19 protein-coding genes are annotated in these 18,536 nt (G+C 50.5%); 10 read left to right on the forward strand and 9 right to left on the reverse strand.

From position 1 onward, the window contains the following. Positions 1 to 70: 70 nt before the first annotated feature. The 3 genes from coaW to NNL21_RS20845 all read left to right on the forward strand — a co-directional run bounded on the left by coaW (position 71) and on the right by NNL21_RS20845 (position 3,623). Positions 71 to 877, forward strand: a complete 807-nt coding sequence (coaW, locus tag NNL21_RS20835) for a type II pantothenate kinase (protein WP_204819893.1) — start codon at positions 71 to 73, stop codon at positions 875 to 877. 145 nt (positions 878 to 1,022) lie between these two features. Then, positions 1,023 to 2,513 carry a stalk domain-containing protein gene (locus NNL21_RS20840; RefSeq protein WP_204819895.1) on the forward strand — a complete coding sequence of 497 codons (1,491 nt, stop codon included), beginning with the start codon at positions 1,023 to 1,025 and terminating at the stop codon, positions 2,511 to 2,513. A gap of 195 nt (positions 2,514 to 2,708) precedes the next feature. Further along, positions 2,709 to 3,623 carry a phosphotransferase family protein gene (locus NNL21_RS20845; RefSeq protein ID WP_204819897.1) on the forward strand — a complete coding sequence of 305 codons (915 nt, stop codon included), beginning with the start codon at positions 2,709 to 2,711 and terminating at the stop codon, positions 3,621 to 3,623. A gap of 106 nt (positions 3,624 to 3,729) precedes the next feature. On the opposite strand, the gene NNL21_RS20850 is transcribed toward NNL21_RS20845, so the two are convergent. The 4 genes from NNL21_RS20850 to NNL21_RS20865 all read right to left on the reverse strand — a co-directional run bounded on the left by NNL21_RS20850 (position 3,730) and on the right by NNL21_RS20865 (position 5,663). Next, positions 3,730 to 4,092 (reverse strand): hypothetical protein, encoded by a 363-nt coding sequence (locus NNL21_RS20850; RefSeq protein ID WP_204819899.1) that lies wholly within the window; start codon positions 4,090 to 4,092, stop codon positions 3,730 to 3,732. A gap of 82 nt (positions 4,093 to 4,174) precedes the next feature. Continuing rightward, positions 4,175 to 4,420: a hypothetical protein gene (locus NNL21_RS20855; protein ID WP_204819901.1), complete on the reverse strand. Its 246-nt coding sequence runs from the start codon at positions 4,418 to 4,420 to the stop codon at positions 4,175 to 4,177. Further along, positions 4,413 to 4,955, reverse strand: coding sequence for an RNA polymerase sigma factor (locus NNL21_RS20860; protein ID WP_204819902.1), 543 nt, complete (start codon positions 4,953 to 4,955; stop codon positions 4,413 to 4,415). Before NNL21_RS20860 ends, NNL21_RS20855 begins: the two co-directional genes overlap by 8 nt. A 9-nt stretch (positions 4,956 to 4,964) precedes the next feature. Then, complete coding sequence (locus NNL21_RS20865) at positions 4,965 to 5,663, reverse strand: hypothetical protein (protein ID WP_204819903.1); 699 nt, start codon at positions 5,661 to 5,663, stop codon at positions 4,965 to 4,967. Positions 5,664 to 5,848: 185 nt separating this feature from the next. Between NNL21_RS20865 and NNL21_RS20870 the strand changes: the two genes are divergently transcribed. Next, positions 5,849 to 6,745: a copper amine oxidase N-terminal domain-containing protein gene (locus NNL21_RS20870; protein WP_204819904.1), complete on the forward strand. Its 897-nt coding sequence runs from the start codon at positions 5,849 to 5,851 to the stop codon at positions 6,743 to 6,745. 78 nt (positions 6,746 to 6,823) lie between these two features. Here the strand turns inward: NNL21_RS20870 and NNL21_RS20875 are convergent, their stop codons facing one another. Then, positions 6,824 to 7,765, reverse strand: a complete 942-nt coding sequence (locus NNL21_RS20875) for a helix-turn-helix transcriptional regulator (protein ID WP_204819905.1) — start codon at positions 7,763 to 7,765, stop codon at positions 6,824 to 6,826. A 126-nt stretch (positions 7,766 to 7,891) separates the two neighbouring features. Between NNL21_RS20875 and NNL21_RS20880 the strand changes: the two genes are divergently transcribed. After that, the gene (locus NNL21_RS20880) at positions 7,892 to 8,626 is read left to right on the forward strand and encodes an alpha/beta fold hydrolase (RefSeq protein WP_204819906.1); all 735 of its coding nucleotides are present in this window, start codon (positions 7,892 to 7,894) and stop codon (positions 8,624 to 8,626) included. 92 nt (positions 8,627 to 8,718) lie between these two features. Continuing rightward, on the forward strand, positions 8,719 to 9,573 hold the full coding sequence (locus NNL21_RS20885; RefSeq protein WP_204819907.1) for an effector binding domain-containing protein: 855 nt from the start codon (positions 8,719 to 8,721) through the stop codon (positions 9,571 to 9,573). 56 nt (positions 9,574 to 9,629) lie between these two features. On the opposite strand, the gene NNL21_RS20890 is transcribed toward NNL21_RS20885, so the two are convergent. After that, on the reverse strand, positions 9,630 to 10,742 hold the full coding sequence (locus NNL21_RS20890; RefSeq protein WP_204819908.1) for a Gfo/Idh/MocA family protein: 1,113 nt from the start codon (positions 10,740 to 10,742) through the stop codon (positions 9,630 to 9,632). 61 nt (positions 10,743 to 10,803) lie between these two features. Between NNL21_RS20890 and NNL21_RS20895 the strand changes: the two genes are divergently transcribed. Next, positions 10,804 to 11,109, forward strand: coding sequence for a hypothetical protein (locus NNL21_RS20895; protein WP_204819909.1), 306 nt, complete (start codon positions 10,804 to 10,806; stop codon positions 11,107 to 11,109). A gap of 16 nt (positions 11,110 to 11,125) precedes the next feature. On the opposite strand, the gene NNL21_RS20900 is transcribed toward NNL21_RS20895, so the two are convergent. From NNL21_RS20900 to NNL21_RS20910, 3 genes are all read right to left on the reverse strand, one after another. Next, positions 11,126 to 12,106 (reverse strand): ion channel, encoded by a 981-nt coding sequence (locus NNL21_RS20900; protein WP_204819910.1) that lies wholly within the window; start codon positions 12,104 to 12,106, stop codon positions 11,126 to 11,128. 157 nt (positions 12,107 to 12,263) lie between these two features. Next, the gene (locus NNL21_RS20905; protein WP_204819911.1) at positions 12,264 to 13,070 is read right to left on the reverse strand and encodes a hypothetical protein; all 807 of its coding nucleotides are present in this window, start codon (positions 13,068 to 13,070) and stop codon (positions 12,264 to 12,266) included. 168 nt (positions 13,071 to 13,238) lie between these two features. After that, a complete protein-coding gene (locus NNL21_RS20910) occupies positions 13,239 to 14,471 on the reverse strand; it encodes a peptidase (protein ID WP_204819912.1) in 1,233 nt (410 codons plus the stop codon). 450 nt (positions 14,472 to 14,921) lie between these two features. Here NNL21_RS20910 and NNL21_RS20915 point away from each other — a divergent pair, with 450 nt between their 5' ends. From NNL21_RS20915 to NNL21_RS20925, 3 genes are read left to right on the forward strand one after another with little or no spacing between them, the layout of a single operon-like run. Next, positions 14,922 to 15,887, forward strand: a complete 966-nt coding sequence (locus tag NNL21_RS20915) for an ABC transporter permease (RefSeq protein WP_256555367.1) — start codon at positions 14,922 to 14,924, stop codon at positions 15,885 to 15,887. A 27-nt stretch (positions 15,888 to 15,914) separates the two neighbouring features. Beyond that, complete coding sequence (locus NNL21_RS20920; protein ID WP_204819913.1) at positions 15,915 to 16,802, forward strand: carbohydrate ABC transporter permease; 888 nt, start codon at positions 15,915 to 15,917, stop codon at positions 16,800 to 16,802. Positions 16,803 to 16,857: 55 nt separating this feature from the next. Beyond that, positions 16,858 to 18,507 (forward strand): extracellular solute-binding protein, encoded by a 1,650-nt coding sequence (locus NNL21_RS20925; protein ID WP_204819914.1) that lies wholly within the window; start codon positions 16,858 to 16,860, stop codon positions 18,505 to 18,507. Positions 18,508 to 18,536 lie beyond the last annotated feature (29 nt).

Here is an 18,536-nt window from a genome sequence, read left to right on the forward strand (position 1 = left end):
ATGTAATGGTAGCATTCTTGGTGATGAATCGGGTATTGCATTGTCATCCTAGGAGAGGAAGTGTGGCAGCGTGAACATCGGAATCGATGCGGGTGGGACACTCATTAAAGTCGTTTGTCGGGATAGGGGGTCGCTTAAATATCATAAGTTTCCAAGTATCCAATTAGATTATGTCGCTTCATGGATCAATGGCTTCGATGAAGCTCAGATATGTGTGACCGGCGGCAAGGCGTCATTGTTGAAATCGAAGATGAAGCACAAGCCTGCGGAGATCGTGGAGTTCGAAGCAACCAGCCAGGGCGTGCGCTATTTTCTGACCAAGAACGATTTTGAGGAAGACGCTTATCTGGTCACCAATGTAGGCACGGGAACCTCCATTCACCATGTGACGGAGCACTGGCAGCAGCGAATGGGCGGAACGGGAGTCGGCGGCGGAACCATGATGGGTCTGGCGCAATTGTTAACGGGATTAACCGACTACGAGGAGATTGTGAGGCTGGCTGCCAAAGGCTCGCGGAATCGGATCGATCTGTTGGTCAGTCATATCTATGAAGGAGCGGAGCCCCCAATACCGGGAGACTTAACAGCGAGCAACTTCGGGAATCTGCTGCCTTCCGCTTCGTTGGCTTCTCTGTCGAAGGAGGAGCTGCTGGCTGCCGTGATCGGCTTGGTCGGCGAGACCGTTGCGACTACAAGCGTCCTCGCGGCCGGGCAGTGCGGTGTATCCACCGTGATCTTTATCGGTTCTTCGTTCCTTCGGAACAAGCTTCTTAAAGAGGTGGTCATCCGGTACACGAAGCTAAGAGGGGGAAGTCCCTTGTTTCTTCAAAATGGCGAGTTCTGCGGCGCTGTCGGAGCTTCGTTGTACGAAGTTTAGCGGCAGCGGCGGGTTAAATTATAAGCAGAGGCAAGGGAATCAGCGGCACGTTGGTGCAACCTTTGTGCGTGAGCATTCGTCATTACGGTGTAAATAATCAACAGAATGCTTCATATTTTCCATTCTGGAAGGAGTAACATCGTAAATGAAAAAGTGGATTGCAATTCTAAGCTTGGCCTCCTGCTTATCTGTAAGCTCCCTGGCCGGTGCAGCCCCGGCAGCAGAAACGAATGTCAGTATCCGATCCTTCGAGCCGACCTCCTTCATTAAATCGGACGGCACCTACTGGATATGGGGACAGAATCAGTCGGTTCCCACTCAGGTCCATGGGCTGACAGACGTATCTCAAGAGCTGACCAGCCAGCTAGTGATGAAGGAGGACCGTTCGGTTTGGTATTGGGAGAGAAGCTCCCTCTCCTCAGCCGCACAGGTCAAGCCGGTCAAGGAGCTGGATAACGCAGCCTTCTTCTACTCGAATTGGGACAAGCTGCTAACTGTCGACGGACAAGGGAAGGTGTCGGTTCTTCCGAGGAAGGAAGGGAAATGGGATATCACCCAAATCACCCCGCTCTCCGGTATCGATAATGTGGCGGACATTACCAATTATTACGAATCCTACCCGAAGGACGGTTTCCAGCGGCTGGTATTCCTGAAGAAGGATGGAACGGTCGTAAAGGATACGGCTTCCCCACAAGTCTTCGCGCCGATTCAAGCACTTGATCACATCACCGATATCGACCGGAACCTGGCGCTCAAGGCGGACGGTACGGTCTGGACGTGGGCGACTGAATTTACAGGGGCGGAGACGCCTGCCAGTCCAGTAAAGGCTCAGCAAATTAAAGAGCTGTCGAATATCAAGAATATCATCACGAATGGAAACACCAATCTCGCTATCGATAGTCAGTCCCGCCTGTGGTATTGGGGAGCGACCATTACCGGATGGTCGGATGGAACGGTCTACCACAAGGGAGCCGTGCCTATTCTATTGAACAGTATCACTGATGTGGCAGATGCTGTCGTCGCGGAACGGTCGCTGCTCGTGCTAAGCAAGAGCGGTAAGGTCTACGAAGCTTCCATAGAGCGGGAGGCCATGCCTGCCAATCCAGCCTTCAAGCTGCTCGCTTCCGAAGTTAGTCAAATTAAGAGCGGAGGACGCCACGTGATTATGCAGAAGAAGGATGGAACGCTATGGGGCTGGGGGGTCAACAAGAATGCCGAGCTAGGCTACGGCGATTATGAATTTATGCACAGTGAAGCTGTACCGGTCCAAAAGGCGATTACAGTGGAGTTGAACGCCGAACCTGCAGTCTTAACAAGCGGCGTCATCACCCGAAACGGCCAAGCTTTCATTCCGCTTCGTTCAATCTTCGAGAAGCTGGGTGCATCGGTAGCTTGGGACGATAAGTTGAAAACCGTCACCATCGTCCAGAAGGAATCCGACAAACCTGGCACTACGATCCTGATCAACTATACGACAGGTGAAACGAAATTAAACAACGAGGTCGTTCAGCTGGCCAACAAACCCTTCGGCATCAATGGCACGTCCTACCTGCCGCTGCGATTTATAAGCGAATCGCTCGGCGCCAAGGTCGACTGGGTGCAGAAGGAAGATCGAATATCGATTACGATGAACTAGGGCAGACTTCGGTAGCAGGAAGAGCATGCCATTCATTCCGTGAAGAAAGAGCAGTGTGCTGCGGCACACTGCTCTTTCTTTATGTGATAAAATCCATTATATAGATTGTTAACAATACTTTTTGGAAAAAAATATAAAAACCTATTATTCGGATGTGGTAATCTATGAAGAGGAAAATCAGAGGGGGGGATAAACGTGGAATTAATTTCCATTCACGAGCACATTCCTATCTTGCATCAGGTAACCGCCATCAAACAGATTCACAAAGGGTTCTCGTTTGACGAGAAATATTTGCTATTCGAGGGAGGGGATCAACCTCAATACGTACTGCGTACTTCCGACCTGCAGCAGATGGAACGCAAACGAAGTGAATATGAATTAATCCGCCGCGTGTACATGACCGGAGTCAAAACATCGGAGCCCATAGCGTTCGGCACCATTGAATCCATGCAAGTCTGCTATATGGTGCTTCGCTTCGTGATCGGTGAAGATGGGACCGACGTATTGTCGAGCTTAACATCCGATGAGCAGTATCATATAGGATTAGAAGCCGGGCGTGAATTGAAGCTCATGCATGAGCTTCAATCTCCTGCGGATATGGCTCCATGGCATATAAGACGCCTAGCCAAGCATGAGCGGCAATATGCAGCGTATCGCGGCTGTGGTGTCAGGCTGTCTGAAGAAGATGCGATCGTCTCCTTTATTGAAGCGAATTTACCCCAGATGATCGGTCGGCCCGACCGTTTCCAGCATGACGATTTTCATCCCAGCAATCTGCTTATTCACAATCGGAGCTATGCGGGCGTGATTGATTACAACCGATACGATTGGGGCGATCCGTACCATGATTTTTTGAAAGTCGCTTATTTTAGCAGAGAAGTGAGCATACCCTTTTCTATTGGGCAAATATATGGTTACTTTGAAGGGCAGGTCCCGGATCGTTTCTGGAAGCTGTATGCCTTGTACGCGGCGCTCATCGTATTCCCGTCTATTACGTGGACCCTGCAGGTCGTACCCGAGCAGCTCGAATCGATGCTGGATCGCATCCGTGTGGTGCTGGACGATCACCGGAATTTTGAAAGCGCTGTCCCTGTCTGGTACAAGCCTTAGCTCGCTCGCATAGCGATACTTACCTAGGACGGCTGTGTAAGGGCCGTCCTCATTTTTTTATGAAGGAGGAGAAGCCCCAGTGAACAATAGGGCATAAAAAAGAGGGCTAAGCCCTCGAGGTTGCTTTCACTTTCTTGAACCTTCTCGATTCTACCCATAGGACGACAGGATATGCTGCGAATAAGCACAAAGTGAAGGTGATGGATTGCTCGAAAGCTTCTCTGAACATGTCCTTGGACCAACGGTCATCGCCTATTATCCATCGTGCCACTTGGTTGGATATCCCGATTCCGTCATTTGCTTCAGGGATCAAGCTTTGCGTGTAGTTCTGGCCGAGGCAAATAACAGCCAGAACGGACAATCCACCAGCCAGGGCAACTCCCCTTGAATACGCATAGGGTGCACCGGCTTGTCGAAATACGAAGATAGACACAGCAATGAATAGGAGGCAGCCAATCAAGAAGACCATGTTTACACCTTCCCTTGCGTTAATCTTAACGACTTGTCTAATTAACGCAGGGGATGCCAATTAGGTTTCATTCGATTCATATTCATCCTGCATGTTTATGAAATGGCCATCCAGGAGGAAACGCCGGAATAGGTTTGAGATATGCTTGATCGAACAAACGGCGCCACCACTCGTAGCCATGGTCATTGGCAATAATGGAAATATGATCGTTATCGAGGTCGATTTGAGCTGGCGGCGTTGGCATTTGTTCGGCCCAGCTCTCCAAGAGCTGATCCAATTGGCGCTGAACGTGAACGGGGAGCATGGCTTCCATCCACTCTTCATCCATTGGGTTTCCTCCTCTCTATCTGATCTTGGGCCGGCAGCATTTGGAGCTGATTGGCTATCAGCCGCCTGGCTTGTGCGATTCTGTAACGAACGGTACCAGCTGGTATGTTCAAGGTGTCACTGATCTGAAAACTATTCATTCCTCCGATTACTTTCATGAGCAGAATGCAGCGGAGCTCCTCCGGCAGTTCGTTAATCGCTGCTTCAAGCTCGCGGAACTGCTCCCTGCCTACCAACCACTGCGAGAGATCGCCAGTAGGTTGAATTTGTTCTGCACGTATGGTTTCATCGGTTTTCTTACGGAATGTCGATTTACGGTAGTGGTCCTTTACCAGATTCGAAGCGATTGCAAAGATCCAGTGGAGCTGCTGATCCTCAGGAATCCCCCTGACGGTTTCGATTCGGTTCCAAACGCGGAGAAAGGTATCCTGAAGCAAATCAGCCGCCGCTTCTTTGTTCGTGGTGCGTCCTAGCAAATAAGCAAACACCTTCCTGGAGTGGCCGCCATACAGCTCTTGGAACAGCTCTTTATTCATAGGCGGCGACTAAACCGCTGCTTGTTCGTCTCGTGCTTGGATGGAACCCAGCTGTGTGGTAGCAAGAAATTGACAAACAGGCACAAGCGCCTTCGGAACCGTTAGTTCGCCTACTAGGACGATTTCCGATATTTTCTGTTTGATGGTCTCCACATCTACATCTGCTGCGATTTCATAACTCCCGACTATTACCATAGCCATCTTCCCGTCGATGAGATCAAAGAAGTCCTTCGAGAACGTATGGTCTCCCATGAATAAACGAGGTGCCGCAGAATTGTAGTAGGCGATCTGGCCGGCTAGACGCGTTATCGCACTGGCTATCATGCCCTCTTGACTCTTAGGGGCAATTAACTGGCCGGCTACAATGACTTCGCTAAATCCGATCTTCTCAATGGATGACGTAATGATCGCTTGGCCTGCAAGGACGAGAATATCCTCAGGCGAACCAGCTTGGTTCGCAAATACATCGCCGCTTAAAGTCAGCTGGCCGGTCAGCACTTTTATTTTCCCTGACGTCGTTGGCAGCGAAACCGTCATCCCGACATTTCTCTGCGGAATCTTCATTAAGGCCCCGGATAATGACTCAGGAGCAAAGATGAGACCCACATTCTCAATAAGGCTGATCCCTTCCAAGTCCTCCGGCTTCTTCCCTGTGAGATCCAGAATACCCGTATTTGAGATGATGTTGCCCTGTTCTGTATGTTCCATATAAAGCCCTCCGCTTCGTATTGTACTCGTTACATAGAGTGAAACGTTTAGGATCGCAAAGTGTTGGGTCGATTGGAAAGTTTTTATCAAATAATGTGCACCGCTATGTATGGGGGGCTAGCAACTTTTCCCATAACAAGACCGTCTGAGTACATATTACTACTGAGCTGAATGGAGGCACAACAATGAAAAAATATATCCAATCTATCGCGGCTGCATCCTTGCTATGGGGCGCCCTCATCGCTGTACCAGGCGCTCATGCGGCGGCTGCGGCAACAACGGATGTCTTTATCGATGGCAACCGGCAGGTGGATGTACTTCATTTCCAGGGGAGAATGCTTGTGCAACTAACGGCATTTCATGATCCTGCTTGGGTCAGTTATTCGTATGAAGCGAAGACGAAGACGGTCACCATTACGAACAAGACCAAGAAAGTCGGGATCCGGCTCTCTGGCGGGATGATGGAAGCGGAGGTCAACGGAACCGAGGTGAAGCTCGACGCGCCCGTGACATTCAAGAACGGGCGTACGTATGTGCCGCTGCGCTTCCTGTCAGAAACCCTTGGAGGAAGCGTTATGTATGACGGGCCCGGCAAGAAGGTCGTGGTTCGAACGCCTGCTGGACAAGAACGGTATAAGGCGCTAATGAGCGGCGACTTAACGGAAGCCCGCTTGATTGCTATTCGCCTTCCCATTATGCGCGGTGAGGATGCGCTGCAAGCCAGAGGCGAGGGATTTACGATCAACTACATATTCCCTAAGGGGGAAGCCCTTCGTTATTATAAGGAATATAAAGATCTAGTCGAGTATATCGAAATCAATGCGCAAGGAATCGCAGAAGTGAAATGGCAGAGTGATGAGTTTGGACCTGCCGCTGAGCATCGCGAGAAGGGGGCGAAGCCTGCTGCAAGGGGGGAAGCGGTCTTCTTCACGGATCTGATCATGGCAGACCTGACTATCTATGGCACCAAGGACAGTGACGGCAAGTCGACGGAGCTCGGGCGGCTGGACCGGAGTGAGGAACCGAACAGTGGGAAATTTGTCGTTCCCATCGAAGGTGAAACAAGAACAGATGCAACGTAATAGGTGCAGCGCAAGGAAATAATTGGCTAAACAGTCTTGAATAGACATCTCCAGGGTCGTTGCCCCAGGGATGTCTATTTAGCTGTAAAGCTGATTCATAGCTACGATCTTCTGCTTGATGTATGCAACAGCCTCGGCAGGCTCCACAACCTTGGCTTCTCTTCCCAGCTGCCACACGATATCCGAATAAAAGCGTATGTCTTCTTGCGCAATCTGGATCGTTGCGGTTCCACTGCCGTCATCGCGGCGCATGATAGAGGGACCGAATCGGTTATTGGATTCGAGTGCCCATACGCCTTGGGGCGTGAGTTCAATCGCAAACGATATCCGTTCAGAGGAGGCCTTGTCAGGCTTGTCGAGCAGCGTCTGCTGCGCAATATCCTCCCGGGCGGGGATGGATTCATTGCGTATTGCAGACCGGATTCGATCCGCGCGGAACTGCCTGACCTCGTTGCGAAGGAAGCAATAGGCGGGACAATACCAATAGCCATTGCTGGTATACAGGCCGATGGGCTGAATATTCCGCTGTGTCATTCCGCTGCTGGAGCTGTACTCAATCGTGACGACGCTATGATTCATAATGGCCTGCAATAGCGTTCGAAGGCATTCCGGCGACATGGAACGCTGGGGATTCCAGATCATGACCCTGTTCTTCAAGCGGTCGATTTGTTTCTGGAGATCGGCAGGCAGGTAATGATAGAACTTATGCAGGGCGGAGGCGGCGCTATCATCGAAGGGCAGTGAGCCCATCTCATTCAAGGACTGGCAAGCGAAGAACATGGCTGTGGCCTCACTTTCCGTGAAGGCAATCGGAGGTAGAAGCCTCTCCTGCAGCAGCTTGTAGCCGCCGCCTCTGCCTTGAATGGAATAGAGGGGGACTCCCAGCTCGCTCAGCTCCTGCAAATCTCTTGTTAGGGTGCGGGTGGACAGCCCTAGCTCGTCAGCAAGCTCCTGCACCGTGAAGGTCTTCTTAGCGTTAATCATCATGATCAATTGGATGAGTCGCTGCGATTTTGGCATGGCCGCTCTCCCCCTCTCCGAATTTATTTACATCATATCACATAAATAAGACAGAACTTGTCGTATTTAAATGGTAGTATCATTGTGCAAGCAGATGTGGATGTAGATATACGGAGGAGAATGAGGATGAAACCTATACAAGAGCAAGGGCAGGAGAAGATTGGAATCGTATTCGTGCATGGCGCAGGTCTGACCAACGGAATCTGGAGTGGAGTGGTGGAGGGGCTTGATCGTCCTTATTTGCTGGGTGGTTATCCTCTTCTAAGCGGCCAGGACCTGTCGAGGCAAGGACTCACCATGGACGATTACGTAACGGATATGAAACGACAAATCGAACAATGGCCGGTGAAGCGGTTTGTAATTGTGGCGCATTCCATAGGGGGCGTGCTCGCTCAGAGGCTTGCCGAGGAGCTGCCTGACCGGTTGGCCGGCTTCGTAGGAGTTGGAGCGGCTATACCGAAGAAGGGCGGTTCGTTTCTATCGACGCTACCATGGCCCAAACGGATGCTGATGTCTGCAATCCTGCAAAGAATGGGAACGAAACCTCCCGACTCCGCCATCCGTGCAGGGCTATGCAACGACCTGACAGCAAGTCAAGCCGAGGAGATTGTTCGAGGCTTCATACCCGAGTCGATACACATATATACGGATCGCATCGGGGCAGCACTGCCGGAGGTACCCAAGCTCTATGTGAAGCTTACGAAGGACAAGGAGTTCGGCCAGTCCCATCAGTACAAAATGATTGGCAACCTCTCTCCGCAAACCGTCGAGAGTCTGGAGACCGGACACCTGCCGATGCTTAGCGACCCGAAGGGCCTGCGGAACATCCTGCAATCCTTCGCAGCTAAATTGGACGAATAAGTAAATATTTATAATACGAACATATGTGCTTATAATGATTGAGAGTGGAGGTGCCTGTACAAGTTCATATCGACGAATGAGGGGGAAGCAGGATGGGATTTCAAACGATGCAGCGCGGCTCGTTTGTACTGGCGGGTATTCATGTGGAAAGTGAATTTCCGGGTTGGAACCGGAAGAGCGAATGGCTCGGTGAGGCGTTTCGCCAGCTGGATCAGCGGCTGGCCGATTCAGGTATTCAGGGGGAGTCCAAGTATTTCATTTACCATATCGTTCCTTGGGAAGGCTTCATCGTTGGCGTAGAAGTAGAGGAGGGGGCAGAGCTGCCTCCAGGGTTTATTGCGATCCCGATTCCTGACGTCAAGTATCGGATACATGCACACCGCGGGCCCATGAACGAGCAGCCGCAGACGTTCGATTCCATATGTGCCAGCGGGCATGGCGAACCGCCGGACGGAGAGCTGACCCATTTTGAAAAGTACGATGGACTGTTCGATTTTGAGCAGGACCGCGGCAGCTTTGATATTTGGATTCCGGTTAAGACGGATGAGGCCGAGCGCCATCCTTCCGATCATCCAGACATAAGCATCACGGCGGGTCCGAAGCTTGTGGCGGTGACGGACAAGGAGAGATCGGAGAACTACTACATCGATGTCCTTGGGTTTACGAAAGACGGCTGCGGAGAGCTTCATCGGGGTGAGCTAAAGCTTCTTCTCGATGAAGGACCGGTGAGTCCCATTGAGACGGCATGGCATTGCTACGCCTACACCAGAGACGACCTTCAGCTGGATATTCTGTATGAGGAGCTTCTCTCGAAGGGCGCCTTCGTGTCGCAGGAACCCCATATGACGAGTGAGACTTGGAAGGAATTTATTGTTCAAGATTATGACGGCAACAAGATTGCTTTTGGCGCGAATGTTGAGCAGCGTGTCACGCTAGGGGGATCGTAACCGAGGAGCAGAGAGGAGCGGGCTAACCGCGCTCTCTGCTTGTTATTTGTACTAATTTAAATATAATTGCTGCGAGTATCAAAGATTAGGGGCTGTAATTGTTCCCATGGCGTAAAGGTTGTCGTCAATTCATAACGCTGGCCTGATTCCGCTGAGCGGTAGGCGCCGAACATGATTTCATGAACATGCAATTGCTGTCTGCCGGATTGAATGGGCTGCTTGCCTGCACGGAGACAGCTTATGAAATGGGCCATTACATCCTCATTAGGGTGCGATGCGATCTGCTCATGGGGGATATAGCAGTCTGGGTTCCCCCTCCAGGTGACTTGTTCCGCTCCCGGCAAGACTTGCCCTTGAGATTGGACAACCATGGGAATACCGCTGTCGTTCAGGGCAATGGTCCCGCTGCGGCCATAAATGATCAAGTTATTCTGCTTGAAGGCCATCCCCCATAACGTTCGGATGACGGCATGCTGCCCGCCCGCAAAAGTAATGATCAAGGAGACATTGTCATCCACATCGCTCTGGACCTTCTTCCCGCCACCGACAATCCGATTCGGAATCAATGTGTTAACCTCTGCCATGACGCTTACGGCCGGCCCGAGCAAGGCGATGAGCCGGCTGAGGGGATAGACGAGACAGTCGAGCACGGCTCCGCCGTGGGAGATGGTTTTATTATAATACCAGTTATCCCGCCAAGGTCCGGGGAGGGAGAGCTGTGCTTCTGCCCCGGTAATTTTGCCGATATACCGTTCGTCCACAAACTCCGAAGCCGCTAGGACAGCTGGTGAGAGGTCGAACGGCAAGCTCATGAAGATGGATCCCTTCTCCTCCGCGAGCCGGACCATCCGCGTACAATCTTCGAAGGAAGTAGCCATCGGCTTCTCGTTCAACACATGCAGCCCCTTATCGAGTGCGGCAAGCACGGGCTCGGCATGAACGGAGTGGGGGGTTGTGACGACGACAGCGTCCAGCTCCTCCTTGTCGATCATGAGCCGATAATCGTCATACCACCGGGGCACGCCATGAGCAGCTGCCTTCTGCGCCGCGGACTCGAGCCGTCTGGCGGAAACAGCGGCAATTCGGACTCCCTCCAGCTGAGCGGCCTGCTGGAAGTAGCGTTCGCTAACATGGCCGCATCCAATCATGCCTATACGGATCATTTTCATCGTCATTCTCCCTTTGCATATGCTTATAATGGAAACATACGATTGAGATTGGAGGCTGCATATGACGGAGCTTGGTGTAAGGGATAGAGAGAGAGCCTTCCTGGCCAGATGGTCCGAGATTAGAAAGAAAGGAAGAATCCGGTACACGATAAGCAGGGGCGGCCTATACGGTCTCTTGCTGTTTGGCGTGTGGCTCGCGGTAACCTTAATTGAGCTTAACCTGTCCGAATTCCAGCAAGCTATCTGGACACGCGATGCATTCATACGCCAATGTGTCATATGGTTCGTATGCGAAATGCTAATTGGCGGGGTTCTTGCCCATCAGGGCTGGAAGGCGAAGGAGAATAAGTTCAAGTATCTCTCTTGAAATTAGCCGTCACAACCTACTCTTTACCTCGATGAAGAATCGTCGACAAGGTTTCCTTGTTACTTATAATGAGCAATTTTGCATGGGGCGGTATGGCGTCATCCAGCTTACGATTAATGCCTAAGTCGTTCCCATCGGCTACTAGCGTTGCTCCTTCATCCAACAATTCAAGAAATGCATCCCGATACGTGATCCAATGGGGTCTCCGGGTAATTTCGAACAAATCGTCTCCATGGCGACTGACCAGCTGAGCAATAATTGAACCATGTTCTTCCGAAAAAGCCGACCTCACGGCTAGTCGTGAGATCATTTCCCCGGATACAAGAAAGTGGTTCACCTGTACATGCTGAAAATTTTTGATATGGTTCTCCAACATGATTTCGACGGTCGTATGAACATGAGGCGCGATTCGTTCAATGGACGTGGCGATCAGAAGTGTCTTGCCGTCGATAAGAGACGGTTCTTCGATATGATGATCCGCAAACAATATCACGGATTTAGCTTGTGTTAAATTGGCTTTCAAGAGAGTTTGATCATCCGCGGGGTCTCCTTGAATATAGTAGACCTTATCCCCATCGAACGGAGACTTTGGCAATTGATCGATGATCACAACATCGCCAAGGTACTCCGAACTGAATATCTCCTTCAGGGCAAATTCTGTCTTACGGTTCCAGCCAATCAGGATGATATGATGTTGTCCCGAATAATTCATTCTTCCCTCCTCCCTTCTTTTGGAAAAGATAGTTAATGCATCAATGATTTTTCCGATCACAACACCGATAAGTCCGATACCGATGATAAACAAGACCATGGCGTAGATCCGCCCCATGACGGTTGACGGTGACACATCTCCGTATCCGACTGTTGTGAGCGTTGTCATGGTCCACCATAAACCAACAAACGGACTGGTGAACGTGTCCGGTTCCAAGTACCACATGAAGAACGAGCTCACCACAACCAATATAATGGTCCACGAGAACAGTACCACATTGTTCATCCGGACCAAATTTAATAAAAATCGTCTTAGGATAGGTATAAGAGATTTCTCCTTCCTTTTTTCTATAATTTACTATAACACACTCGGCTTTGACCATAGACCCATAGTCGAAGCAAAAGGAAGAGAGCGTGCCTATGCACACTCCCATCGTCTTTTATCAAGATTCTGCCTTTTGTATTTTGGAGGGATTGTTGATTTTGTAAGGTACGGGGTGTTTAGTGAGCTTCTTGGCTGCAATCTTCGCTTCGAACGTAATGATATCTCCGATCTCCAGCTCCTGTTTCTTGAGTGTGGCACTATGGCTGGACCAGGCTAGTCCGACTTCGGTTTCGGGTTCCTCGGTAATGGACACGGCTTCGTAGATGACCACTTCATCGTCTTCGTCGGCAAAATGATTCGGCACAGTGGTGAATTCCTGCACGGTCGCGATCATTTTCACTTTCCCCTCGGGGAGCTGAAGCTTCGGCGCCCGCTTCGTTTTCCCCTTCGGTGCTTCCACGGCCTTAGGCCCTTCAGTAGCAGAAGCAACACGATCCGGAGTTTCAGCCGTGGGTTGACTTCCCTTCGGTGCTGCAGCCGCTTCGGTCGCAGGCTCGTCCAGTTTGGCTGCCTCGACAGCCGCCGCTTCATTTTGCTGGGAATCCAGGTCTCCGCCTTCGGTCTCTGCCGATTTATCTGCTGATAAGGATGGTCTCTGGCCGTAATTGGCGGCTTGCATTTCCTTCAGGTAGGAGGGGTGGATGCAGTGCAGCTGGTTATTATCGAATTGAATGACCGCAATCATGCTATCGACATAGCCGACGATGCTGCAGGTCAGATTTGCTCCGCTGCCTTTATAGTAGAATGTTTTTGTCTTGGACGCTTTCTCGGAGAGTAAGCTCCATTCCTTACATTTCTCAAGCTGCTCCGCCTCGTTCTCGAAGGCGTTATACGTGTTTGGCTCAATAATGAACGCATGTCCCATATGATCTCCGCCTTTTTAGGTTATACAGAACATTTTATCATTTTTTTTCTATTCAACAACTAGGACGGAGAGGGGAAAGTGCTTCGCGTGGTGAAGTGCAAATTAAAAACCGGCCGATCCCAGGAGAAGGAACGACCGGCCGAGGTTATTCGAATGGCGATGAAACGATTAATTTTGTGGTTCAGCTGCCTTATCCTCGGAAGTGATGATCACCACTTCAGCATTCGTGATGCCAGGCAATGATTTGGTCATGATTGGGGAGTGGTAAGCGACAATTGTCATGCCTGGTTTCAATTCTACATCTCCGCCCATCTGAGGAATCACAGTGGTAGCTTCCGAGATGTTCAGAATCACGTCGTTGTTGATGGATTGATCGGAAGCGACATCGACATGCACTTGGCCTTCTGCTGCACGATCCGACTCAAGGATGGTGCCTTCCACTTTAATGGCGGCTTCTGCTCTAACGACGATTTTATCTGCATGCGTCTGAGCCGGATAGATCATCGTCATCACTTCACCGTAGTAAGCTTCAACCCGAATATCGGCTTTCAAGGCGTCTTGCTTCAGCGGATTGCCGTCTTGATCGACGATTTGAGTGTCCTCATCCACAGAGAGAATGACATAATTCACGCCGCCTTGTTCCATCGAGTCCCCGATTACGGTGACCTTGTCCTTGTCTATATTTGTAATAATGCCAGACGTACCTGGAGCTTCTGTGGGAGCTTCGGTTTCCGTATCCACTACGACATAGTTCGTAGTCGATTGAGGCGGAATGCTCATCGTAACGGCAGGACCGTAGAAGGCTTTAACGCTCATGCCAGGCTTGATCTCGCTTGCTTCGATGGCTTTGCCGTCTTGGCCTAAGAGTTGTGCTTTCTCAGCAAAATGCAATACGATCGTATCCTCATACCCGTTGTAGATATCCGTACCTTTGACAACGATCCCGTTATCCTTCACTTCGGTGACCGTACCGTTAATTCCGTTAAAGCTATAATCCTGAACAACCAGCGTCAAGGCCGTTCCGCGAGCAGGGAGGCTCTTCGTAATGTTAGGACCGTAGAACGCTTTAACAACCTTCTTCTCGTCGATAATCGTTTTTAAGGGCACCCTTTTACCCTTGGCATCGATTATTTTGGTATCCTTGGTGATGGATAGAATGATTTCGCTCTGATCCGTCGCGGCAATTCCACGACCTGTAACGGTAATGAATTTACCCGTTTTATCATTCACGAAATCTGTAATTTGACCCATTGTGCCAGGGACAACCTTCACTTGATTGACGACGATTCCTTGTCCGTTGTGAATGGTTGGCGGCGGAACATCCTGTGCGCTTGCTGCGAGTGGTACGGCAGTCATTGCTAGAAGAGCCGTTGTTGCTAGTACTTTGTGCATTTTTTTCATTTTGTCATTCCTCCAACTGTTACCAAAATTTTTTTGGTTTACCGCACTTGCTTACACTGTCATAGACGGCGGGATTCTCGGAATGTTGCATAAATTTTCATTCACAAGGGTTTTTAGCAGCGAGTAAATAATTCATTATGGAAAAGTTTTGAATTATTTATTGTATTTAATAATTCGAAGGCGGATGGAGATTTATATTTAAGTAAAACAAGGCACAGTGGCAGTGGCTGTATAGGAATGAAATCTAACACCCATAACGATAGCACATTCTTGTAAGACCGCTTATACATTAGCGGTCTTATTCGGCGTGTACAACGGTTACCGGCCATCTGAACAAAGTACGGCAGAAGTGCTTTAATTGCAACTGTGATCTCTAAACATACGATGGTTGTTTGGGGGGACCGCGATGACTAGAATGAAAGACGACAACACGCGTAAAGGGGTGAGGAAGTGAATTTACAAGAGATGCAAACCACGCCAACAACACGACTGGCCCCGAAATCCGGCAAGAAGAATGTGCTGCGAAAGCTTGCCGCACAATATCAGCTGCTGCTGATGTCGGTCCCTTTCGTCATTCTGATGTTCGTCTTTCAATATGTTCCCCTCTGGGGATGGATCATGGCCTTTCAGAATTATTCGCCCGGCAAGGGCATCTGGAAGAGCTCATTCGTCGGATGGGATAACTTCATCACACTGTTCAATGATGAGCGCTTCTTCCTGGTTATGCGCAATACGTTGGTCATGAGCAGCATGAGCCTGGTCACTGGATTCGTAGGTGCGATTACGCTCGCGCTGCTGCTCAACGAAGTTCGAAGCACGCTGTTCAAGCGGACGATTCAAACCGTGACCTACATTCCCCATTTTGTGTCCATGGTCGTCATCGCGAATATCGTCATTACGTTCTTGTCGCCTGACGGATTCGTTAACCATATGCTTCTCAAGCTAGGGTGGATCGACGAAACCGTATTCATCATGGGCAAAGGCGAATGGTTCTGGCTCATCAACACGACGGTCGGGCTCTGGAAGGAGCTGGGCTGGAGCACCATTATTTATTTGGCCGTGCTTGCGGGAATCAACCCGGACCTGTACGAAGCGGCGGATGTGGACGGTGCGGGACGCTTCCATAAGATGTGGCATATTTCGATTCCAAGCATCATGCCGACGGCCGTCATTCTCTTGATCTTATCGCTCGGCTCGATCATCAACATCGGGTACGAGTCGCAGTTCTTGCTCGGCAACCCGCTCGTGCTCGATTATTCCGAAGTGCTCGATCTCTATGCCCTGAACCTGTCGTTCGGTTCCGGACAATATTCGGTCGGCGTCGCGCTCGGCATCTTCAAGACGATTATCAGTCTGGCGCTTGTGATCGGAGTCAACCGTCTCGCGAATAAATTAAGCGGCATCCGGTTGTTCTAAGGCGAAAAGGAGGTATTACCTGCAAGCATGACACGTTATCGGGAAGCAACCTTCGATCTATTCAATTACGCCCTGCTCGCCTTGCTCGGGTTTGCGACATTATATCCGTTCGTCAATTTGTTGGCCATTTCGTTGAACGATCCTCTCGACACGATGAGAGGGGAAGTCTACTTCTGGCCCAATCAATTCACATGGAATAATTATCAAATCATCTTTCAAGAAAATGCGCTCTATATGGCGGCCGTACGTTCGGTCGTACGAACGCTGCTGGGCACCTTTCTCTCGCTCGTCTGCACGACGATGCTGGCCTACACGCTTTCGCGAAGAGAATTTATTTTGCGAAAATCGATCAATCTACTCATGATCATCAGCATGTATGTAAGCGGGGGCATTATTCCCTCTTACCTGCTGATTAAGGGTCTGGGCCTGACCAATTCATTCTGGGTCTATATTATTCCGGGCTTGATTGGCGTGTTCAACGTCATTATTATACGAACCGCGATCGAGCAGCTGCCGGAAGGGCTTATCGAATCGGCAAGGCTGGATGGCGCAAGCGATTTTCAAGTGCTGTTCCGGGTCGTTATCCCATGCAGCATACCCGTTCTAGCGACGATCCTGCTGTTCATTTCCGTCGGACATTGGAATTCCTGGTTCGATAACTACCTATACAATACGCGGGATAATTTAAATCTGCTGCAGTTCGAGCTCATGAAGGTGCTGCTGCAATCAACCAGCCAGATGGTCAACAATGCCTCCTCAACGGGCTATGTCGACAGTGAAGCCTTAAGCAATGTCACGCCGGAAGCGATACGCGCTACCATGACGATTGTCGTTACGATGCCGATCCTGCTGGTCTATCCGTTCCTGCAGAAATATTTCATCAAAGGTGCGCTGATCGGCGCGGTCAAGGAGTGAGATATCCGCATAGCGTTCTTATGTTGATATATAATGACCAAGAAGAGAGGGTGTCATGGAGTTGAAAAAGAAATTATCGGGTATCATCAGTATCGCACTTGCGGTCTCCTTGATGGCGGGCTGCGCAACCAAAAACGATCCGGGCAATGCGGGAGCGGACACCGCTGGGAACGGTTCGAAATCGACGGAGCCGATCGAGTACACGATGTCCATAACGGATTCCAAGCTAAAATGGGAAACGCCTGTCGACAAGCTGATCACCGAGAAAACCGGGGTTTCCATCAAGTATCTGCCGATCGTTGGCGATGAAGCCCAGAAGATGGATCTGTGGCTGGCATCGGGCGATTATCCGGACCTGCTGTTCATGTCACCGAACATGACCGGCAAGTACCGGGATGGGGACGCGATCATTCCGCTGGAAGATTTGATCGACCAGTACGGACCGAACATCAAGAAGCGATTCGGCAAAAATTACGAGCTGCTGCGTGATACGGACGGTCATATCTATTCCCTCTATGGCGTGAATCTCACGCAAGAGGCGCCGGCCAATGCGGCGGCATCCTTCCTCATTCAATACGACGTGCTGAAGGAAGCGGGCTATCCGGAGTTGAAGACACTGGACCAGCTGGTCGGCATTCTGAAGGATTACTATGCGAAGCATCCGACAATCGACGGCAAGGAGACCATACCGTTCTCCGCCTATTGGGGCGGGTTGACGTTCGCTAACCCGGCGATTGCCGCAGCGGGCTTGCCGGATCAAGGGTTCAATATGATTGATAAAGACAATAACGTCAAGTTCGCGTTGACGGAACCGTTCGCCAAGCGGTATTATCAATTTCTCAATACGCTTCAAACGGAAGGCTTACTGGACAAGAATATCTTCGGCAAGGGCGAAGAGAATCTGGCGAAGATTGCGCAGGGCCGGGTACTAGCCGAGTTTATGCCGGGCTGGCTGCTCAATGGGGCTGAGAAATCAATCGTTGCCTCCGGGAAGCTGGAGCGGCAGTATGCCAAAATACCGCTCTACTTCGACGAAAATACGGAGGATCACAGCTTTGTCGTGACCCCGAGCGGATCCAGCAGTAACTGGGCGATCAGCAATAAGGCCGAGCATCCGGAACGAATTATTCAAATGATCGATTTCTTGTTCTCGGATGAGGGGCAGCTGGCATTAAACTGGGGCGTTGAAGGCTTGCACTATGAAGTGAAGGACGGCAAGCGGGTACAGAAGCAGGAATATCTGGACAAAGCAAAGATGTCTCCTGATTTGAAGTATGAAGATGGCCCGGCAGGACCGATCACTTCGTTCAGCATTGGCGACGGCGCAAAGCTGGAGGATGGCGACTATGCAACTCCGAATACGAAGGAAGCGGTTATTGCCAGTTACGATGACATGACCAAGGAAGTGCTGTCCAAATACGGCAAGACCACATGGTCGGACTTCTTGCCGAAGCCGGAGCCTGTACCGGCTTTGCTGTGGCAGCTGAACGAGCCTGAAGAGACGAAGGCGATCTTCAAGAAATTCGAAGATACCTTGAACAAAGAAATTCCGAAGCTCATCTTGGCGAAATCGGCTGATGAGTTCGAGGGTGCCTGGAATCGTTTCGTCGAGCAGATCGACAAAGCGGGTAAAGTGAAGTACGAGGAAACATGGACGAAAACATGGCAGGAATACGTTAAGCGGTACAACGATGCGATGAAGTAATACACAGGCATGCCGGAGATCCCGCGAGG

This window comes from Paenibacillus mendelii, assembly GCF_024498075.1.
Lineage (GTDB): Bacteria > Bacillota > Bacilli > Paenibacillales > Paenibacillaceae > Paenibacillus_Z > Paenibacillus_Z mendelii.

What these genes read in the sequence shown, in the direction of transcription:
- NNL21_RS20840 (WP_204819895.1), top strand. Translation starts at nt 1,023, where the DNA reads ATGAAAAAGTGGATTGCAATTCTAAGCTTGGCCTCCTGCTTATCTGTA.
- NNL21_RS20850 (WP_204819899.1), bottom strand. Translation starts at nt 4,092, where the DNA reads ATGGTCTTCTTGATTGGCTGCCTCCTATTCATTGCTGTGTCTATCTTC.
- NNL21_RS20855 (WP_204819901.1), bottom strand. Translation starts at nt 4,420, where the DNA reads ATGGATGAAGAGTGGATGGAAGCCATGCTCCCCGTTCACGTTCAGCGC.
- NNL21_RS20860 (WP_204819902.1), bottom strand. Translation starts at nt 4,955, where the DNA reads ATGAATAAAGAGCTGTTCCAAGAGCTGTATGGCGGCCACTCCAGGAAG.
- NNL21_RS20865 (WP_204819903.1), bottom strand. Translation starts at nt 5,663, where the DNA reads ATGGAACATACAGAACAGGGCAACATCATCTCAAATACGGGTATTCTG.
- NNL21_RS20870 (WP_204819904.1), top strand. Translation starts at nt 5,849, where the DNA reads ATGAAAAAATATATCCAATCTATCGCGGCTGCATCCTTGCTATGGGGC.
- NNL21_RS20875 (WP_204819905.1), bottom strand. Translation starts at nt 7,765, where the DNA reads ATGCCAAAATCGCAGCGACTCATCCAATTGATCATGATGATTAACGCT.
- NNL21_RS20880 (WP_204819906.1), top strand. Translation starts at nt 7,892, where the DNA reads ATGAAACCTATACAAGAGCAAGGGCAGGAGAAGATTGGAATCGTATTC.
- NNL21_RS20885 (WP_204819907.1), top strand. Translation starts at nt 8,719, where the DNA reads ATGGGATTTCAAACGATGCAGCGCGGCTCGTTTGTACTGGCGGGTATT.
- NNL21_RS20890 (WP_204819908.1), bottom strand. Translation starts at nt 10,742, where the DNA reads ATGAAAATGATCCGTATAGGCATGATTGGATGCGGCCATGTTAGCGAA.
- NNL21_RS20895 (WP_204819909.1), top strand. Translation starts at nt 10,804, where the DNA reads ATGACGGAGCTTGGTGTAAGGGATAGAGAGAGAGCCTTCCTGGCCAGA.
- NNL21_RS20900 (WP_204819910.1), bottom strand. Translation starts at nt 12,106, where the DNA reads ATGAACAATGTGGTACTGTTCTCGTGGACCATTATATTGGTTGTGGTG.
- NNL21_RS20905 (WP_204819911.1), bottom strand. Translation starts at nt 13,070, where the DNA reads ATGGGACATGCGTTCATTATTGAGCCAAACACGTATAACGCCTTCGAG.
- NNL21_RS20910 (WP_204819912.1), bottom strand. Translation starts at nt 14,471, where the DNA reads ATGAAAAAAATGCACAAAGTACTAGCAACAACGGCTCTTCTAGCAATG.
- NNL21_RS20920 (WP_204819913.1), top strand. Translation starts at nt 15,915, where the DNA reads ATGACACGTTATCGGGAAGCAACCTTCGATCTATTCAATTACGCCCTG.
- NNL21_RS20925 (WP_204819914.1), top strand. Translation starts at nt 16,858, where the DNA reads ATGGAGTTGAAAAAGAAATTATCGGGTATCATCAGTATCGCACTTGCG.